Consider the following 18,420-nt stretch of genomic DNA (forward strand, 5'->3'; position numbering starts at 1 on the left):
TATGCTCGGTATTCGCCCCACCAAAACGCTGGGGCAGAATTTCGTGATTGACCCCAATACTATTCGTCGTATTATCGCCACGGCTAAGATCAGCCCTGATGAGACGGTGGTTGAAGTTGGCCCTGGTCTGGGCTCTTTGACGCTGGGCATTCTGGATGCCGCCAAGGATATGGTGGCGGTGGAGATTGACCCGCCCCTGGCTGAACAGCTCCCTGCAACAATTGCCAAGATGCGCCCGGGCTCAGAAGCACGTATTGATGTGGTGCTGTCGGATGCCATGAAGGTCACCGAACTGCCTAAAACTCCCACCGCACTGGTAGCTAACCTGCCCTATAACGTAGCGGTCCCCGTCCTCTTGCATATGTTTGCACAGTTCCCCTCTATTGAGCATGCCTTGGTCATGGTGCAGGATGAGGTTGCTGACCGTCTGGCAGCCAAGCCCGGTTCTAAGATTTACGGGGTGCCTAGTGTTAAGGCCAACTGGTTTGCTGAAGTTTCCAAAGCGGGCGTGATTGGTACTAACGTTTTCTGGCCAGCACCCAAAATCAAATCTGGGCTGGTTGCCTTTGAACGCCGCGCAGAGTTGCTTTCTGACCTGCCGCGTGAAGAGGTCTTTGCCATTATTGATGCAGCATTCGCTCAGCGTCGTAAGACCTTGCGCGCTGCCCTGTCTACCTGGGCCGGTTCCGGTGCCCGCGCCGGCACCATTCTCGAAGCTGCGGGTATTGACCCCCAGCTACGCGGTGAAAAGCTGGATATTCACGACTTCATCAAAATCGCTGAAGCTGCCCGCACGGTGCCGGCGGTAGGAGAAGCCTAATGTCTGTATCGGTTAAAGCAACCGCTCCGGGCAAGGTCAACCTGTATTTTGCGGTCGGTCCCCTGAAGCCTGATGGGTACCACGATGTAGCCTCGCTGTATGCTGCGGTGAATATTCTAGAAACCGTTACTCTGACGGAAACCGATGTAACTGGGATAAGCCAGTCAATGAGCGTTGCCCCCGGTTCACCGGTGGCTCAGCAAGTGGAGCTAGGCGCTTTTGACCCTTCTGTAGTTCCTCTGGACAACACGAATCTTGCCTACCGCGGTGCGGCGGCTGTCCTGGCTGAAGCTGGGCTGAGCCCTGATGACGTCTGCTTGAACCTGCACATCGAAAAAGCGGTGCCCGTTGCCGGTGGTATGGGCGGAGGCTCTGCAGATGCTGCAGCGGCTATGAAAGCGATGAATTCTTACCTAGTGCAAACTGGCAGGCTTTCACAGGAGCTACCACACAACCGGTTGTTGCAACTCGCTGCTCCTCTTGGGGCAGACGTCCCCTTTGCCCTCCTAGGTGGGCTGGCTGTTGGGCAGGGCATCGGTGACCGCCTCCAAGCTATTCCTTTACCTGTGGGCGTTGAGCCGCTTCATTTCGGTTTTGTGCCAGCGGTCTCTGGGCTCTCAACCCCTGAAGTTTTTCGTGAGCTGGACGCTGGTCGGGCGAGCGGGCGTTACCCCGCGCCCGATGAAAACTTGGAGGTGCCGCAGCAACTTATTGCTACTCTGACATCACCGGCTCCGCTGACCGAGCGCCTGCCTCTTATTTCTAGCCTTCTGCGCAACGATCTCGCTGCGCCCGCCCTCAATCTGCTGCCTGAAGTGGAGCAAACCCTGGCAGTGACAGCAGAAAACCCAGGTGTAACGGCATGTTTTGTATCAGGATCCGGCCCCACCGTCGCCTACATCTCACAGTGAGTTAGCTGAAAGAACCTGCAGTCTACCCCTGAGGCGTGGGTAGAATAGGAGCTGTTCTTTTCAGATTGCAGTGACTGTGTAGGGAATTATGCTCAGCAATATTCGCAACCTTTTTTATCTGGTTGATTTCCCGGTGAAAACCAAATTGGCGTTATCGGTGATCGGCGCCTTCATCGTTTCCCTGCTTGAAATATTTGGTGTAGCTGCAACCTATCCGCTCATCTTGCTGGTTTCAGGGCAAAGTATTGAAAACGGACCCCTAGCCACTCTTGCTCAGCTTCTGGGAACCACTGATAGGCAACGTCTGATTGCACTTACTGGAATAATAGTTGTATCTGCATTTATCGGAAAATCATTGTTTACTATTGGCTTCCGATGGTGGCAAAGCGGTTTTGTCAACAAAATGGAACTGTCCGCAAGAGTCAATCTGCTGGACCTTTACCTAGACTCTCCCTACCCGGACCACAAGAAACGGGAACTCTCCAAAATCCATACCAACCTCGTGACATCAATGGCTCAGGCCTATCGAATGAGTATCTTTGGAGGGTTGAGCCTGCTGACAAACCTCATGACGATCACCCTCATGCTCGTCATTGTTTTCATTCTCTCACCACAGGTTGCCATTATTGCTGTACCTATTTTTGGTGCCGTGGGGTATGCCATTCCCGCCCTTTCTAAAAGACAGCTAGAAAAAATTAGCCATCAGATCACAAAGGCTGATCAAATCTCCTGGTTCTCATCAATGCCAGCTTTATCAGCTTTCCGAGAGATGCGATTGTTCTCCGTGGGAGATCAGTTTGTGCAGAAATATAAGCGCGGCGTTGAAATGAGCGCTAAGGCCCAACGCCAACAGGGTCTGGTCAACGAGCTACCTAAAAACATTATGGAAATCGTTTTTATTGTTAGTATTGCGTCCCTGGCAGTCTTTATGTTTTCTACCCGGGACCAAGCAGAAGCAATTGCAACTATGGGCGTTTTCAGCGTGGCCGCTGTACGTCTTATGCCCGCCATTAACTCAGCTATGGCCTCTCTTAACGTCGTAAGATCTGGGACTGCTGGTGTGCTCCTTCTCAACAGAGAAATTGAGTACTTCAAGGGTATTTCACGGTATTCAGCACTACCTTCTTCGAACACTGTTTTCACCGGCGATGTTGATGTTCAAGGGGTTAGCTTCCAATATGACCCGGCAGCTGAACCGGTCTTAAAGAATATCTCTATCTCAATTCCCGCAAACAAAACGGTAGCTTTTGTAGGGTCTAGCGGATCTGGAAAATCGACTCTGGTTGATATTATTTTGGGTATGCTCCCACCCACCCAGGGATCTGTCACCTGCGGCGGAATCCCTATTAGCGCTGACCTCAAGGCGTGGCAACAGCAACTGGGCGTCGTGCCGCAAAGTGTTTATGTGCTCCCAGGGAATCTCAAGGAGAACGTTGCTTTTGGTTTACCCGAGACTGACATCGATGATGCACAGGTAATCTCTGCTTTAGCTCATGCTGAGCTGAATGAACTAGTCGATATCCTACCGAACGGCATTACAGAAGACTTAGGGCAGGACGGCGGCAGGTTATCTGGCGGGCAACGTCAGCGTTTGGGGATTGCCCGTGCGCTGTATCGCACCCCCAAATTACTGGTTTTAGATGAGGCTACATCAGCTCTAGATAATAAGACCGAGCATAAGATCACGCAGACTATTGAAGGTTTAGCTGGTGAAATGACGATCGTGATGGTGGCTCACCGACTGTCTACTATCAAAAAAGCAGACATTATTTACTATATGAAAAATGGTGAAGTGGTGAACCAGGGAAGCTTCGAGGAGCTTTCTGAGCTGAACCCTGAATTCAAAGAACTTGTAGAGCTAGGTAAACTCTAGGCCAGATTTTTTCTATGAGTAGATGCACGGGAAACTAGCGGATGACGAATAATAGGACAATCTATTTTTTAGTAGATGAATTTCCGAGGCTTGGTGGAGCTGAGACTGTGACGGACAGGTTGGCATCGGAGCTTACGGAAAGAGGTGAGCGTGTAGTTGTACTTGCCAAAACCTCCGGTATGAAGCTACCCAGGGAGGGCGCATACACAGTTGAATATTGGTCTCCTTTCTCTTTTGCTCTAAAGCAGCCGGTTCTTAGGAAAACTTCATTGAGGCAAGTTCCTCGTGGGCTTTTCCTGTTCGCTCTTAAGAAATCTGGTCTCCTTAATAAACTTGTTGATATTTCTGCAGCGATACTTATTAAGAAGAAGATTCGTCGGTGGAATTCTGCTGACATAGTCATATCTACTCGGGCAGATATTCTGCTGCAGTTAATATCTTCTCCTGCATTTAATATTAGGGATAAACCTCTGATAATTAATCAATTTCACACGTCCTTAAACCCTCTTGGTGAATATGGCGCCTTTGTCGAAGAGGCAAGGCGTTCTCTGAAAGTAATTGATGGTTTTACTGTGCTGAGCGAAAACTGCAGGAACAGTTTTATAAACGATTGGTGCATTCCTACTCTCGTTCTGGCTAATCCTAATGCGCCGCTCAACAAATTTTCTATTTCATCTTTTGAAAAGAGAATTGTTATAGCCGCTCGTTTAGTTGAGAGCAAGCAGGTGGATATTGCTATTAAGGCCTTTTCCCGTTTTGTCCAAGACCCGCTCTATGAAGATTGGTGCCTGGAAATCTTCGGTGATGGAAGTGAACGTCATGCTCTAGAAAGTATGGTCCAGAATTTAGGTTTGGGAAAATCAGTTTTTTTCAGAGGTCAAGCCAGAACGCCCGAGGAAATTTTTTCGAGGGCCAGCATTCATCTCATGACATCAAGATTTGAAGGGCGTGGAATGGTTATCCAAGAAGCTGCGTGTTTTGGAATACCAAGTATCGCTTTCGATGTAAGCGGTGGGACGCACGAATTGGTCAAGTCTTTGGACGGAGTTCTCGTTCAGCCAGGAGACGCCGAGCAGCTGCTATCTGAACTAAAGAAAATGGCGGTCAATAGACTCCGGCTCGAGCAAAATTCATTGCAGGTCAGGTCTAAGGCTAACCAATATGACCCATCAACAATAGTAGATACTTTTTTGCGGTGGGTTGAGGAAATTCGGCATTAGGTTTCAAACGTTTTTTGGTAGCGTTTGATAGTGGAAAGGTGGAGAATCAAATTCGCGGACATTCAGTAGTTATTATTTCTAGTCAGGTACCTAAAATGGAACCCACCAGCGCCGGTGAGCGGTTGGTCGGTGAACTTTGTGAGGCCCTCAGTTCCCATGGGCACACCCCTCTGGTCATTGCCCCCCACCCCCGTAATGGTTTGGCCCAGCAGTACGCTGTCGCTCACCGTTTCCTTGATATGGATAAATTCAGCCGCATTCAAAAGTGGAGGGATCCGGTAGGTACCTGGACTCCTAACCTGGAATTCTTGCTTGCTGTGCGAAATGACTCCATGGCCATGAAACTTCTGCAATCTGCAGAAATTATTGATATGCAGTGGTCGGTTAATATTATGCTTGCCCCTTGGCTTCGCCGGGTAAACCCCTCAGCACGGCTCATTGGCACCTACCACGATATTAATGAACAGCGATTTAAACGCAGGTCTGCAGCTGAAACCAGCGCAACAAAAGCGCTGGTCTGGTCTGTGCAAGCCGAAATATCAGGGTGTTTCGATGCTGTTTCTGCTGGGTACCTTGATACGGCCGTAGTTCTTTCTGCTAAAGATGCAGGTTTGTTGAAAATCCGCCAAACGGACGTCGACAAGGTTGAGACTATCCTCCCTCCTGTTTATCTGGGTAACAGCGTCCCCCTAGCCCGAGTTGCACGTAGCAAGCATCTTCTCTTTGTGGGAACCATGTACCGCTGGGAGAACCACCAGGCTGTCCAGTGGCTGATTGAAAAGGTTCTGCCTCTCGTCTGGCAAAAGGACCCCGAGGTTACGCTGAAGGTAGTAGGGGAGAGCCCCTCCACCGATCTCCTACGGTTAGGTCAAGATTCCCGCATAGAATTTACGGGGTTCTTGCAGGAAATAGAGCCCGCTTATGCCGAGGCAACCGCAGTGGTTGCCCCCATCCAGCTGGGCAGCGGCGTCAAATTTAAAACTTTGGACGCTATTTTGCGTGCTGTTCCCGTCATTACCACAGTGGCCGGTTTCGAAGGTATCGCTCAGGTGAGCTGGGCATCAAAAATAGCTCACAACCCGCAGGAGTTTGCTCGTGCGATACTCGATGTGGTGGGTAACCCTGCAACCTACCAGGCAAAAGCAGACGAGGTCTGCTTAGAAGCTCAGCGCATTTATTCACAGCAGAGCTACCGAGCGAGAATTGGGAAAATCTATGGCACGAATTATTCCTGAAGTTTCGGTGGTGATACCGGCTTATAACGCTGCCGACTTCATCAGAGAACAGCTTGATGCTCTATTATCTGGTACTTTTCTACCCGGTGAGATTGTTGTTTCTGATAATGGTTCTACCGACACCACTGCTAGTCTCGTGCAGTCCTATGGCGATTCTGTAGTCCCAGTAAGAGTGGTGGACTCATCATCGCGTCAAGGTGTTTCGTACGCGCGAAATAAGGGAGCTGAAGAAGCTAATGGTAAGAAACTGCTGATTTGTGATGCAGACGATGTGGTGGATTCGCGTTGGGTTGAGCAAATGTCTCTGCATCTTGATTCTTGCGACCTTGTCGGAAGTGGCTATCAACATCTTGTGAGGCAGGCCAATGGCGACTATACGTTAGGTCATCTTTTCATCCACCAGCCTGAGGTCTTTGATGGGAACCGGTATCTACTGGGAGGAACTATAGGATTCAGAAGGGATGTATTTGAGTCCCTCCATGGGTTTGATATGTCTTACATAGGTGGGCATGACGAGGTTGATTTTTGTTTGAGAGCCTCTGCACACGGATATACTCAAGGTTGGATTCCAGAGCCTCTCATTCTTTACCGCCAACGTCCATCGCATAAGGGTCTGGCAAAGCAGTCCCGGAACTACGGGCGGACCTGGATACAACTGGCCCAGAACTTCTCACCTACTTACGACCATCACATCCCTTCCCTCAAGCTCATGATTCGTAAGGTAGTGCCCCAAGTACCTAGCGTGCTCTTGAAAAAGCAGATGAGCTGGGAAGAACTCAGGGGTTTCTACTGGAACGTGGGAAGACTTGAGGGCGTAATCAAGTACCGGGTGTTCAGGAGGACTCCGCAGCGCAATCTGCATAGCTCGGTACCTGATAGCCCTCGCTAAGAGGCTGCCGGAAGCCACCCTCGGTTGTGCAAAGACTGTTCTATACTTCTCCACATCGAGAGGTATGGAAAGTTCGCGTGGACATGCTCTGACGCCCGACGGCCCTTCTGCGCCGCTTCTTGAGGGTCTGCTAGTAATTGGTTGATACGCAGACTCCACGCTTCAGAATCACCCTGCGGATGGTAGTAGGCTACCTGATCGTCAAAGTAGTCTCTCATAGCAGCGGACTCGGTGAGGAGCAGAGCTGCTCCAGTGGCTGCCGCTTCGAGGGCAACAGTTTGCCCGGTAGGGTAGGCAAGCTCGACTGTTGGAATCGCTAAAATGGATGACTCATGCAAGACCTTAACGTACTCTTCGAAAGGCACCAGCCCATGGAAGATTATATTGCTGGGCAAATCGATTCCTGCAACTAACTCGGGCCTGGTATAGAGGTGGATATCCGCCTTGATAGTCCGGGCTGCTTCAATCAGGGTTGCATAATCCCTGCCGCGATCAAACCCGACTGCTGATATCAGCCCCGGCTTCTTCATATGTGGGCTGTAACTAAACAATTCTGGTGCAAATCCAAAATGTATAGCCTCTACCCGTTCCCGGGGAAATCCCGCATCGACTAGGATATCTACCTGATTCGAGCTCAAAACGAAGATAAGATCAACCGCCGAGTATTTTTTCACTAGTTCAGTGCGTTCCGAGGCTGATGCCTGCAGCAGCTCCTCAGCCAGCCAGCAAGAAATCATTGCTAGAGGCTTAGACGCATACGGGGGGATGTTTTTGCTTTTAAGCAGAGCAGGAAATTGAGCATGCTGTTCAAGAAAACATAGGACCGCCTCGCTCTTGACTACACGCGGTATAATCTGCAGAGCTTTGAGAATGGGGTAGCCAGCACGATGTTCAAGCACATCACGGATTTTGATGAGGGGCTGTCGCTCAGCATCTGCACCATCGTAGACAGTGTGGCCTAGTTGGTTTCTGAGTAGGTTGACCCCGTACGGGCCTTGCTCTACGGTTCCTGAACAAAGGACTGAAATAGATGCCATTGATAAAACAACCCTTTCGCAAATATTTTACTTATTATTTTGCGCGAATAATTGTGAATAATGAGCCGTAGCGTTTTGTCTTATGTGACACTTTCTCTATCAGATTTTATGAGACCAGATCGCTGAGCTCCATCCAGCGCATCTCTAATTCTTCAATCTCGTCCTGCAGACTCTGCTGCTGGGCGCCAAGATCTGCAAGACCTGTGTAGTCACTTTGGTCGTGCGCCACCATCTTTTCAGCCAGGGCATTTTTCTGGTCAGCTAGTTTGGCTAACTTGCGGTCAATCTGGTTGATTTCTTTTTGGGCTGCTCTTACTTCTGCTCCGCTCACCTTAGGCTCGGCAACAGCGTCCTGTTTTCCTAATGGAGATGAATCAACCGCGGCGCTGGATGGTGCAGATGCTGTTTGTGTAGATAGTTGCAGGTACTGGTCGACACCGCCGGGCAGGTGGCTGAAGGTACCATTCACCAGTGCGTATTGCTGGTCGGTCACGCGCTCCATTAGGTAGCGGTCGTGGGAGACCACCAGAAGAGTCCCTGGCCAGGTGTCCAGAAGATCTTCCATGGCTGCCAGCATATCCGTGTCAAGGTCATTGGAGGGCTCATCCAAGATCAGCACGTTGGGTTCATCGAGCAAAATAAGGAGCAGCTGCAGACGTCGCTTCTGGCCACCTGACAGGTCTTTGACGGGAGTAGATAGCTGCGCTGAGGTGAAGCCTAAGCGCTCCAACAACTGCCCGGGAGTCATTTCTTTCCCGCCGGTTACATACGTTGTACGTTTGCGGCCAATGACATCTGAGACCCGGTCGTTTTCGATGTCTTTTAGCTCATCGAGCTGCTGAGTAAGGGTGGCTACCTTAACAGTCTTGCCGTGCTTAACTCTGCCGGTGCTGGGCTGGACGGAGCCCGTGACGAGACCCAGAAGCGTCGACTTACCGGCGCCATTAACGCCCATAATACCGGTGCGTTCACCGGGTGCTATGCGCCAGGTAATTTTCTTGAGCACCTCTTTGGAAGAACCCGGGTGCTGGGCATCCGGGTAGCTGACTGAGACATCCTCGATATCAACGACGTCCTTACCCAAGCGTGAAACCGCCATTTGTGATAGTTCAACCTTGTTGCGTACCGGGGGAACATCAGCAATTAGACTATTAGCGGCATCAATGCGGAATTTAGGCTTGGATGTACGGGCGGGTGCGCCACGGCGTAGCCAGGCCAGTTCCTTACGCATGAGGTTCTGACGCTTAGCTTCAATGGTTGCTGCTTGACGGTCACGCTCAACACGCTGCAGGATGTAGGCGGCGTAGCCTCCCTCGAAGGGTTCAACGATGCCGTCGTGTACTTCCCAGGTGGCGGTGCAGATTTCATCGAGGAACCAGCGGTCGTGGGTGACGGTGAGCAACCCGCCAGCGTTTTTGGGCCAGCGGTTCTTCAAATGCTGGGCAAGCCAGGTGATAGCTTCAACATCAAGGTGGTTGGTGGGTTCATCAAGCATGAGGACGTCCCACTCGCCAGCTAGCAAGGCGGCTAGAGCTACTCTGCGGCGCTGGCCGCCGGAGAGTGAACCAATAGGGGCGTTCCAGTTGAGGTCTGAGACCAGGCCGGCAATCACGTCGCGCACTTTGGCGTCGGAGGCCCACTCGTATTCGGGGGTATCGCCCACAATCGTTTGACCCACGGTGAGGTCATCATTGAGGACGTCTGCTTGGTCTAGGTAGCCGATGCGGGTCCCTGAACGAACAGTTACCTTTCCTGAGTCAGGCTCGAGCCTCCCCCCTAAAAGTGAGAGCAGGGTTGATTTGCCGTCGCCATTACGACCTACGATGCCGATTCGGTCACCTTCGTTAAGCCCTATGGTTACACCCTCAAAAACAGTACGGGTGGGGAATTCGATGTGCAGCTCTTCGCCGCCTAATAAATGTGCCACCTCTCTAGGCTACAGGCACCTCGGTGGTTCTGCCCTAGAAAAGTATGTATCTGCAGGCAGAGACCGTTCTTACATCTTGTGAAGATGTGAGGTGCTCTACTCCCTAGGCAGGTAAAATTATGGCGGGTAAGGCACAGCCCCACCTAACGGGACCATAATGAGCGGAGCGCCATGTCAGATTTTAATGTTTCAACCCTTTTACACAGGTTTGGGCACAAAAAAACCTCTGATTCTGTTGTGCCGCTTGTAAAAAAACAAGTTCTTTTTATCTGCACCGGAAATATAGCTCGTAGCGCGTCTGCGCAATACATCTCCCGCTCTAAAATTTCACCGGAGGCGCAGTGGAGCTTTGACAGTGCTGGGACTGGTGCTGTGGTGGGCTCCGGTGTGGCCCCTTATATTGATAGAGAGCTAGATGTTCGTGGCGTTGAATATGGTGCTCACCGGGCCAAACAGGTAACGGAAAGAATGATCGCTGAATCTGCCTTAGTCCTGGTGATGGAGAAGGAGCATCTTCGCTGGTTGGTCCATGAGTGGCCGCAGTATCGGTCAAAAATTCACCTTCTGGGGCAAATGGCACGGCTGCGGAAGCATGCCGGACGGCGCGTTAATCCGGTCGCCTTCATGCAACAGCGCGTCGAAGAGCCTTTAGCATCCGATGAAATAGCTGACCCTTACCTCAGAGGTGAAGCTGCTGCTCAGAAGACCGTTCAGGAAGTCGAGAACGCACTTGATGTCATCATTCCCTGGCTAGGGTACTAAACTTTTGCGTGCGTTATAGCTCACTGTATTTCGTATCAGGGCATGACTTTGATACTATTTTGACTGTCTGTTCTCAAGGAGTTTTGCGTGAGTTCACCTCCAGAGCCAGTCAGTGATCCGCCATGGTGTAATTGGCAACACAGCGGCCTTTGGAGCCGTTATTCAAGGTTCGAGTCCTTGTGGCGGAGCTAGTCACCACGTTAAGCGTTGAAATAATCACCGGTGACGATTCCCATATCACTCGAGGAGTCCACACATTGTGAGCACTGCAGTAGCGAAAGCACCGTCAGCCGTCATCGTTCTAGCAGCAGGTGCTGGAACCCGTATGAAGTCAGAGACTCCCAAGGTAATGCACCCTATTGGTGGGCGTTCCATGGTTGAGCACGCGATAGCGGCTGCTCAGGATCTTCGTCCCCAGCTTCTAGCAGTTGTGGTGCGTCACCAGCGTGACAAGGTAGCAGCCCACGTTACTGCCTTTGACCCTTCTGTCACCATTGTGGATCAGGATGACGTTCCCGGCACCGGTCGTGCAGTTGAAGTTGGCCTCCTGGGTCTTGACGAGAGTGCCACCGTTGAGGGAACCGTTGTCGTCACCTACGGCGATGTTCCTCTACTCCGCTCAGAAACACTCAAAGAACTCATCGCGGTTCATGAGCTTGATGGTAATGCGGTCACTGTTCTGACCACTAATATTGCTGATCCTGGCGCTTATGGGCGTATCGTTCGCAACGCTGCGGGTGAAGTAACCGCTATTGTTGAGGCGAAAGACGCCACCAAAGAACAGCTAGCTATCACCGAGATTAACTCGGGTATCTACGCCTTTGATGCGGCTGTTCTCCGCGAATCACTCAAGCAGGTCACTACCGATAATGCTCAGGGTGAAAAGTACATTACCGATGTTTTGGAGATTGCTCGCAACGCTGGCCACCGCACCAGTGCTCTAGCGATTGAGGATCGTTGGGAAGTTGAGGGCGCTAACGACCGCGTACAACTCGCACAGCTGGGGCGTAAGCTCAACGACCGTCTGCTCGAGATGCATATGCGCAACGGCGTGACCATCGTGGACCCAGCTACCACCTGGGTTGATGTAACAGTAACCATCGACAATGACGTCACCATTCTGCCCGGCGTTCAGCTGCAGGGAACCACCAGCATCGCTACTGGTTCAACTGTTGGCCCTGATTCCACTTTGAAAAACATCACTGTGGGTGCCAACGTCACCATTGAACGCACTCACGGTTCTGACTCAGTTATTGATGCCGGTGCAGTTGTTGGCCCCTTTGCTTATCTGCGCCCCGGCACCCACCTGCACGAAGACGGCAAGATTGGCACCTTTGTAGAGACCAAGAACGCTGAAATCGGTAAGGGCTCTAAGGTGCCTCACCTGTCTTACGCAGGGGATGTCACCATCGGTGAGAACTCCAACATTGGCGCGGCGTCCATCTTCGTTAACTACGATGGTGTCAACAAGCACCGCTCCACCGTAGGTAATAACGTGCGCATGGGCTCCGATAACATGTACGTCGCTCCTGTCACTATCGGTGATGGGGCGTATTCTGGAGCTGGGACCGTTATTCGCCAGGACGTCCCCGCTGGCGCCCTTGCAATCAACGAAGCCCCCCAACGCAATATTGAAGGCTGGGTTACCAAAAACCGAGCGGGTACTGAGGCTGCAGCTGCAGCCGAGGCAGCAACCTCTGAGGAGAACAAGTAATGACGGAGATTACTAATCCGGGCGAAAAGAAGATGGCCCTGCTGAGTGGTAGCGCCCACCCAGAACTTGCACAGCAGATTGCAGCTGAGCTGGGCAACGAAGTTCTACCTAGCTCCTCTTACGTTTTTGCTAACGGGGAACGCTATGTACGCTTTGAAGAATCAGTGCGCGGTGCAGATGCTTTTGTGATTCAGGCGCATCCTGCTCCCATCAATGAGTGGCTGATGGAACAGCTCATCATGATTGACTCCCTCAAGCGTGCATCGGCTCGTTCCATTACCGTGGTTTCGCCGTTCTACCCCTATGCCCGTCAGGACAAGAAGCATAAGGGCCGTGAGCCTATCTCCGCTCGTCTCATCTCAGATCTCTACAAGACTGCCGGTGCTGACCGTCTGATGAGCGTGGACCTGCACACTGCTCAGATTCAGGGCTTCTTTGATGGCCCCGTGGATCATCTGATGGCAATCCCCCTACTGGCAGAGTACGTAGCGAGCAAGGTTGATACCAAGAACGTCACCGTTGTTTCGCCTGATACCGGCCGCGTGCGCGTTGCTGAAGAGTGGGCAGAGCTTCTGGGCGGCGCGCCTCTTGCCTTTGTGCACAAGACCCGCGATATTAATGTCCCCAACCAGGCTATCTCAAAGACCGTGGTGGGCGATATTGAAGGCCGTACCTGCGTGCTCATCGATGACATGATCGATACCGGCGGTACCATTGCTGGCGCGGTGAAGGTGCTCAAGGATAACGGTGCAAAAGACGTCATTATCGCAGCTACCCACGCTGTCTTCTCACACCCTGCCGCTGAGCGTCTGGGCTCCTGCGGCGCCAGTGAGGTGGTAGTGACTAACACCCTGCCGCTGCGCGATGACCAGAAGTTCGAGAACCTGACAGTTCTATCGATTGCCCCTCTCTTGGGCCGGGCTATCAAGGAAGTCTTTGATGAAGGCTCCGTCACCAGCCTGTTTGAAGGCAAGGCCCACTAGCTACCATCACCTATGATCATGCGGTTCCAGCTCAGTAGCTGGTGCCGCACGTTTTCATATTCTGACTTGTCTCGGAGTAGTTGCCGAGTCACTACAAAAGGAGTCTGATCATGAGAGTAGGTATGTTGTCTTCTTGGGATATGGAAGATCCATCCTCATGGTCTGGCGTAGTTTTGCCTGCTTGCCAAAGTCTTGCTGAAAAAGTTGAATTAGTACCTTTACAGGTGCCAAAAATGCGTGATTCTATGGTGGATCGTCTTCTTACACGGTTGCTCGGTCTCCTGAAGATTACCTACCTACCAGGTGATTCTTTCGCCACCTCCTTCCGCAAGGCACGGGCTGTGAGAAAGTTGCTGAATCAGCATCAAGTAGATGTAGTGGTATCGTTCGCAGCTGCCAAAGAGTCCTTGGGTGTGCCTGCCCATATTCCTCTAGTTCAGGTAACTGATTCGTCTTTTAAAGCCATAGTTAAGGCGTATTTTAAGCACCACAAAGTATCCCGCCTCACCCTGTTTCAAGGTGTAATGTTGGATCGTTGGGTAGCGCGTAGAAGTGATTATTTCTGTGTAGCCAGTGAATGGTCTGCCCAACAACTGATCAATGATAACGGGGTGAGCCCAGAAGCTATTCGCGTACTTCCTTTCGGTCCGGGAACTTCGCCTGTATCGGGGCCTTTAGGCTCTAAATCTACTGACCCAGGTATCGCTGTTCTCTTCATTGCATCTAACTGGGCCCGTAAGGGTGGGGAACGGGCTCTGAAGAGCTTTAGAAAAGCCCGTCTTGTGCGCCATGAACTCACTCTCACAGTGGTGGGGGCACCACCGCTCGTAACTGAAACAGATGGAGTGAAGTTCTTACCACGCCAAACACGTGAAGAATTATCTAGCTTGTATCGTTCCCACCACCTCTTATTAGAACCAACCGAGGCAAGCGCAGGTGGAGTGGTTGTGACTGATGCTCTCAACCACGGGTTGCCCGTACTTTCTACCCTGGTTGGTGGCATCACCACCCTGGTTCGCCCGGGTGAAACTGGTTGGCTAGTATCGCCGGATAACGCGGTTGAAGAAATGGCAGAGCTGTTGGTAACTCTGACGCCGGCCGAATTGACTCGAGTTTCAGCAGCTGCTGAGCAAGACGCTGGTCAACGTTTGACCTGGGAGAACTGGTCAAAAGGAATGCTAGAAGTCTGTGAAAAATTGGCTCCTTAGTGATTCTAAGCCTGGCTGAGAATATGGAGTCTGAGCCCAAAACGTCGCCGCTACCACAACAGATGACGTTGGTATCCGCCCCGCAACATGATTCGATAGGGAGTAGAGAGTATGCGAAGAAGAGGAGGCCGTGTGCCATTACTTTCGGTCATTATCCCTTTTTATGGTGACCCCACCGATACCCTAGCACTACTTTCAGAACTTGAATCTCAGGGAATCCCAGATTCCGTTGAAATTATCGTGTCAGATGATTGCTCACCCATCTCCTTCCCATCACATCAAGGTGTTACGGTAGTGCGCCGTAGCTCAAACGGTGGTTTTGGATCCAACGTCAACACCGCTGTTGCTGTTGCTAGGGGAGAGTGGGTGTTGATTCTCAACAGTGATTTGACCCCACCAGAGAACTTCTTAGTACGCATGATTCAGGCAGCCCAAGAGGAAGGAGCAGCCCTGCTGAGCCCTCACATCGTAGGCCACCGGGGTGAAAGTCAGTGGGTAGGGAGGAAATTCCCCCTAACTCGTCATCACATGTGGGAGTGGTTTACTCCGGCGGCGCGATTACGCTCCACCGTATTCTGGCACGCGATGGTGGGGCACGATGTAACCTGTGTCAGCGGCAAGCGAGCTGAGCCTGATTGGCTGATGGGAGCCTGCATGATGCTCCGTCGTCAAGACTTCAACGCTGTAGGCGGCATGGATGAGCGATTCTTTATGAATAGCGAAGAAATTGACTTGCAACGGCGGCTAGCTGAACGAGGCACGAAGAGAGTCTTTCGCGGAGATATCGTAGTGGAGCACCTGGGTGGAGGCTCATCGGGCGCGTCAGCTCAACGTCGTCAGTGGGTATTGGACTCTCGTTTTATCTACAACGCTAAATGGGGTCAAGGGCAGCACCTGGCGTTAGCCCTTAGATTGACGAGCTATGCAAACTTTTTCTTCAACTTGATTCGGTTCATCCGCAATAAAGCGGTGACCCCGCGCGCTGGTCTGCGCGAAGAACTGGCCTTTATCAAGAAAGCAGAACACAAAAACTAATGGCAGAGAAACTCCTGATCATCAGCCCTGCTTTTCACGGCTACTGTTATTCCATTGCAGACGGTTTCACCCAGCTTGGGTATGACGTTACTGTCCACCGCTATGACGCTTTTGATACGGTCAAAGATAAGGTCCGTAACAAGGCTCTTTATGAGCTCCCGTCTAAGGTTGGCTTTGATGGTCAAAAAGCTGCAGAAAAGGCAGCAACCACACAGGCTTTACAGGTTTTAGAGCAGGTTCAGCCTGATAAGCTCATCGTCATTAAAGCTGACACTTTGGGCGAGAACTTCTGGCAAGCAGTAGAGGAACGTAAAATTCCCTACATCCTTTGGCTCTACGACGACCTAAAACGCCACCGTTACACAAAAGATTTTTTGCGGCAGATACCAACCGTGGTGAGCTACGCACGGTCTGAAACCGAAAATTTTGCTAACGCCGGTATCAACGCCCACTTTGTGCCCAATGGGTATGACCCCAAGCTAGCTGCTTTTCCCACCTCACGTGTGCCTGAGGTGGTGTTTGTAGGTTCTCGATATGATAATCGTGAAACCATGCTGTTGGCGCTCAAAGACGCCGGCGTGCCAGTAAGAGCTTATGGGCGGGGCTGGTCGCACCACCCCTTTGATCGGCTACGCACCTGGGAGCTGAAACGCCCCAATATCCCAGCTGAACGAGACATCCCTTTGCACGAAGCATATCGCGTGCAGGCTGTCGCTGCAGCCTCTCTGAATGTTCATGGGCTCCAAGAGGGGCTAGCGATGCGCACATTTGAAGTGCCCGGAATGAATGGCCTTCAACTGATTGATCGCCCGGATGTTGCTGAATTTTATGAGGTCGGTAAAGAGGTTTTGCTGTATCAGAGCATCGATGAACTCATCGAACTTTGCCAACATATTGTTGCTGATCCAAGCTGGAGCGACTCAATCCGTTTAGCCGGGTTAAAGCGTAGCCAGGCTGAGCACACCTTCTCTCACCGGGCGCAAGCGATGGACACCCTATGGGCCTAAAATACCCTGCTGACCTTGATGCCTGGAGCAAGTGGCAAGCTAGCTCAAAACCTGAACGTCGAGCAAAAGACTTTCTGCGGGGGTTCTTACGGTTAGCAAACGAAAAGACCAGCGAGTCTAACCAAGGTGCAGCTAACTCCGTAACCGGAACTCTACATCTTCGTGGATCTTCCCCTCGCTTGCTTGTCGTTCTGGACTCCACCTCACCCACATCCTTGAGTTCCTTGGTGCGCCCTTTGCACTTTCTTGATGATGTAGACATTGCAGTATGGGCTCCTGAGGATGTATCAGCTCAACTACCTGATCACGTAACGGAGTGGCGCTGTGAACCTGCCACCGAAACAAGCTTGGACGCGCTGACAGATGTTAGGGCCGTGATGGCTCTCGGGCACTACATGGGATTTGGGGGTGCAGCATACCGGCTGACCCAGCGCACCGGCGCCCGGTTCGTGACCGTTCAGCATGGTCTGCACACTCCTTACGCCCCACCTTTGGCTCCAGGAACTCACCTCTTAGCTTTTAGCGAGGCTGATGCTCATTTCTGGATTTCGGACCGAACTGATGTTACCTATGATGTAGTGGGTTCTCAGCTCTTCTGGGATGCAGCGCAGAAGCCCAAGGTAGATATAACGGAGCTGGGGGAGCCAGTAGTCTTCCTGGGTCAAATGCACGGTGCAGAGTTGCCGCGCGCCTCCTTTGTAAGAGCCACCCTTAAGTTCGTTAAAAAACACGGGGCAGTCTATCGACCGCACCCTCAGGAGAAAGATAAACTATCAAGAGTAGTTCATGCCCTCATGAAAAAGATGGGTGTGACGATTGATGAATCTCAACAGCCTTTGAACCAGGTGAACAACCCTGTTGTTGCTATCTTTTCAACAGGCATCATTGAAGCGGCTATTCGCGGCGTGCCCTCCTGGGCTTATCACCCTGACCCCCCTGAGTGGCTCATGGAGTTTTGGGAACGTTATGGCATGAGTCAATGGGGAGATTCTCCGACACCGTCTCCTTCGCTTCCGCAGATAGAACCGGCCCGATCAATCGCTACTATCATCACTCAACAGTTGGAGAAGTAAAGATGCGTGTGTTGTGTGTTATTCCGGTTCGCGGCGGTTCTAAAGGCATTCCTCGCAAAAACATAAAGCTGATTGCGGGCAAGCCTCTGGTAGCTTGGACCATCGAGCAGGCTTTAGCCGCTCAGACCGCTCTCGCGGGTGAACACACGGTTGATGTGCTGGTTTCAACCGATGACGCTGAGATAGCAGAGGTAGCTCGCGCACACGGCGCCCAGGTACCTTTCATGCGCCCAGCTCATTTGGCTGAGGACACCACCGCTACAGAACCAGTGGTTGAACATGCCATCGAATTTTACACAGCTGCCGGTCAACGTCCAGACGCGGTAATGCTTCTGCAGGCAACCAGCCCGGTACGCCTGCACGGAACCTTAGAGCGCGCTATTCGCCAGTTCGCTGAGTCTGACTCAGACTCCATGGTAGGTGTCATTCCCATCGGTCCTTTCATCTGGAATGCTACCGAACCGCCCACCGCCCAGTATGAGGTCATGGCCCGCCCCCGCCGTCAGGAACTAACTCGTGAGACCTTTCGCTACCGTGAGAACGGGTCTATGTACATCACTAAAACCGAGCTCTACGAGACCCTACATAACCGTTTAGGCGGAGCAATTGAGCTATTTATGCTTGATGAGGTAGAGGGTGTGGACATTGACGCCATGATTGACTTCACCGTAGCTGAACATCAACTTAAACAGACTTTCTCAACAGAAGAAAACGAAGGTTAACCCC

16 protein-coding genes and 1 tRNA gene are annotated in these 18,420 nt (G+C 51.7%); 15 read left to right on the plus strand and 2 right to left on the minus strand.

Features of this window, described 5'->3' with window-relative positions; all coding sequences use genetic code 11:
• The first annotated feature begins 1 nt into the window (after position 1).
• The 6 genes from rsmA to L6990_RS09610 all read left to right on the plus strand — a co-directional run bounded on the left by rsmA (position 2) and on the right by L6990_RS09610 (position 6,948).
• Positions 2-820 (plus strand): 16S rRNA (adenine(1518)-N(6)/adenine(1519)-N(6))-dimethyltransferase RsmA, encoded by an 819-nt coding sequence (gene rsmA / locus L6990_RS09585; protein WP_237203956.1) that lies wholly within the window; start codon positions 2-4, stop codon positions 818-820.
• Positions 820-1,731, plus strand: a complete 912-nt coding sequence (locus L6990_RS09590) for a GHMP family kinase ATP-binding protein (protein ID WP_237203900.1) — start codon at positions 820-822, stop codon at positions 1,729-1,731. Before rsmA ends, L6990_RS09590 begins: the two co-directional genes overlap by 1 nt.
• A gap of 88 nt (positions 1,732-1,819) precedes the next feature.
• The gene (locus L6990_RS09595) at positions 1,820-3,604 is read left to right on the plus strand and encodes an ABC transporter ATP-binding protein (RefSeq protein ID WP_237203901.1); all 1,785 of its coding nucleotides are present in this window, start codon (positions 1,820-1,822) and stop codon (positions 3,602-3,604) included.
• Positions 3,605-3,645: 41 nt separating this feature from the next.
• Positions 3,646-4,824, plus strand: coding sequence for a glycosyltransferase (locus L6990_RS09600; protein ID WP_237203902.1), 1,179 nt, complete (start codon positions 3,646-3,648; stop codon positions 4,822-4,824).
• A gap of 95 nt (positions 4,825-4,919) precedes the next feature.
• On the plus strand, positions 4,920-6,059 hold the full coding sequence (locus L6990_RS09605) for a glycosyltransferase (protein WP_237203903.1): 1,140 nt from the start codon (positions 4,920-4,922) through the stop codon (positions 6,057-6,059).
• Entirely contained in the window at positions 6,040-6,948 is a 909-nt protein-coding gene (locus L6990_RS09610; RefSeq protein ID WP_237203904.1) for a glycosyltransferase family 2 protein, read from the plus strand. The genes L6990_RS09605 and L6990_RS09610 overlap by 20 nt, the downstream gene beginning before the upstream one ends.
• On the opposite strand, the gene L6990_RS09615 is transcribed toward L6990_RS09610, so the two are convergent.
• Entirely contained in the window at positions 6,945-7,985 is a 1,041-nt protein-coding gene (locus tag L6990_RS09615) for a glycosyltransferase family protein (protein WP_237203905.1), read from the minus strand. The genes L6990_RS09610 and L6990_RS09615 overlap by 4 nt on opposite strands.
• 106 nt (positions 7,986-8,091) lie before the next feature.
• Positions 8,092-9,912 carry an ABC-F family ATP-binding cassette domain-containing protein gene (locus L6990_RS09620; RefSeq protein ID WP_237203906.1) on the minus strand — a complete coding sequence of 607 codons (1,821 nt, stop codon included), beginning with the start codon at positions 9,910-9,912 and terminating at the stop codon, positions 8,092-8,094.
• 171 nt (positions 9,913-10,083) lie between these two features.
• Here L6990_RS09620 and L6990_RS09625 point away from each other — a divergent pair, with 171 nt between their 5' ends.
• The 9 genes from L6990_RS09625 to L6990_RS09665 all read left to right on the plus strand — a co-directional run bounded on the left by L6990_RS09625 (position 10,084) and on the right by L6990_RS09665 (position 18,416).
• The gene (locus L6990_RS09625) at positions 10,084-10,674 is read left to right on the plus strand and encodes an arsenate reductase/protein-tyrosine-phosphatase family protein (RefSeq protein ID WP_237203907.1); all 591 of its coding nucleotides are present in this window, start codon (positions 10,084-10,086) and stop codon (positions 10,672-10,674) included.
• A 116-nt stretch (positions 10,675-10,790) separates the two neighbouring features.
• A tRNA-Gln gene (locus L6990_RS09630) sits at positions 10,791-10,862 on the plus strand.
• Positions 10,863-10,933: 71 nt separating this feature from the next.
• A complete protein-coding gene (gene glmU, locus L6990_RS09635; RefSeq protein WP_237203908.1) occupies positions 10,934-12,388 on the plus strand; it encodes a bifunctional UDP-N-acetylglucosamine diphosphorylase/glucosamine-1-phosphate N-acetyltransferase GlmU in 1,455 nt (484 codons plus the stop codon).
• Entirely contained in the window at positions 12,388-13,371 is a 984-nt protein-coding gene (locus L6990_RS09640; RefSeq protein WP_237203909.1) for a ribose-phosphate diphosphokinase, read from the plus strand. Before glmU ends, L6990_RS09640 begins: the two co-directional genes overlap by 1 nt.
• Positions 13,372-13,481: 110 nt before the next feature.
• Positions 13,482-14,579 carry a glycosyltransferase family 4 protein gene (locus L6990_RS09645; protein WP_237203910.1) on the plus strand — a complete coding sequence of 366 codons (1,098 nt, stop codon included), beginning with the start codon at positions 13,482-13,484 and terminating at the stop codon, positions 14,577-14,579.
• A 132-nt stretch (positions 14,580-14,711) separates the two neighbouring features.
• On the plus strand, positions 14,712-15,614 hold the full coding sequence (locus L6990_RS09650; RefSeq protein ID WP_237203911.1) for a glycosyltransferase family 2 protein: 903 nt from the start codon (positions 14,712-14,714) through the stop codon (positions 15,612-15,614).
• Entirely contained in the window at positions 15,614-16,621 is a 1,008-nt protein-coding gene (locus L6990_RS09655) for a CgeB family protein (protein ID WP_237203912.1), read from the plus strand. Before L6990_RS09650 ends, L6990_RS09655 begins: the two co-directional genes overlap by 1 nt.
• Positions 16,612-17,694, plus strand: coding sequence for an RNA-binding protein (locus tag L6990_RS09660; RefSeq protein ID WP_237203913.1), 1,083 nt, complete (start codon positions 16,612-16,614; stop codon positions 17,692-17,694). The genes L6990_RS09655 and L6990_RS09660 overlap by 10 nt, the downstream gene beginning before the upstream one ends.
• Before the next feature lie 2 nt (positions 17,695-17,696).
• Positions 17,697-18,416: an acylneuraminate cytidylyltransferase family protein gene (locus tag L6990_RS09665; RefSeq protein WP_237203914.1), complete on the plus strand. Its 720-nt coding sequence runs from the start codon at positions 17,697-17,699 to the stop codon at positions 18,414-18,416.
• Positions 18,417-18,420: the final 4 nt, after the last annotated feature.

The organism is Rothia endophytica (genome assembly GCF_928381505.1).
Taxonomy (GTDB): domain Bacteria; phylum Actinomycetota; class Actinomycetes; order Actinomycetales; family Micrococcaceae; genus Rothia; species Rothia endophytica_A.

Bases quoted from the DNA above. Each gene is read 5' to 3' on its own strand.
- L6990_RS09600 (WP_237203902.1), top strand. From the start codon at position 3,646: ATGACGAATAATAGGACAATCTATTTTTTAGTAGATGAATTTCCGAGG.
- L6990_RS09640 (WP_237203909.1), top strand. From the start codon at position 12,388: ATGACGGAGATTACTAATCCGGGCGAAAAGAAGATGGCCCTGCTGAGT.
- L6990_RS09610 (WP_237203904.1), top strand. From the start codon at position 6,040: ATGGCACGAATTATTCCTGAAGTTTCGGTGGTGATACCGGCTTATAAC.
- L6990_RS09660 (WP_237203913.1), top strand. From the start codon at position 16,612: ATGGGCCTAAAATACCCTGCTGACCTTGATGCCTGGAGCAAGTGGCAA.
- L6990_RS09605 (WP_237203903.1), top strand. From the start codon at position 4,920: ATGGAACCCACCAGCGCCGGTGAGCGGTTGGTCGGTGAACTTTGTGAG.
- L6990_RS09590 (WP_237203900.1), top strand. From the start codon at position 820: ATGTCTGTATCGGTTAAAGCAACCGCTCCGGGCAAGGTCAACCTGTAT.
- L6990_RS09595 (WP_237203901.1), top strand. From the start codon at position 1,820: ATGCTCAGCAATATTCGCAACCTTTTTTATCTGGTTGATTTCCCGGTG.
- L6990_RS09625 (WP_237203907.1), top strand. From the start codon at position 10,084: ATGTCAGATTTTAATGTTTCAACCCTTTTACACAGGTTTGGGCACAAA.
- rsmA (WP_237203956.1), top strand. From the start codon at position 2: ATGCTCGGTATTCGCCCCACCAAAACGCTGGGGCAGAATTTCGTGATT.
- L6990_RS09665 (WP_237203914.1), top strand. From the start codon at position 17,697: ATGCGTGTGTTGTGTGTTATTCCGGTTCGCGGCGGTTCTAAAGGCATT.
- L6990_RS09615 (WP_237203905.1), bottom strand. From the start codon at position 7,985: ATGGCATCTATTTCAGTCCTTTGTTCAGGAACCGTAGAGCAAGGCCCG.
- L6990_RS09645 (WP_237203910.1), top strand. From the start codon at position 13,482: ATGAGAGTAGGTATGTTGTCTTCTTGGGATATGGAAGATCCATCCTCA.
- L6990_RS09655 (WP_237203912.1), top strand. From the start codon at position 15,614: ATGGCAGAGAAACTCCTGATCATCAGCCCTGCTTTTCACGGCTACTGT.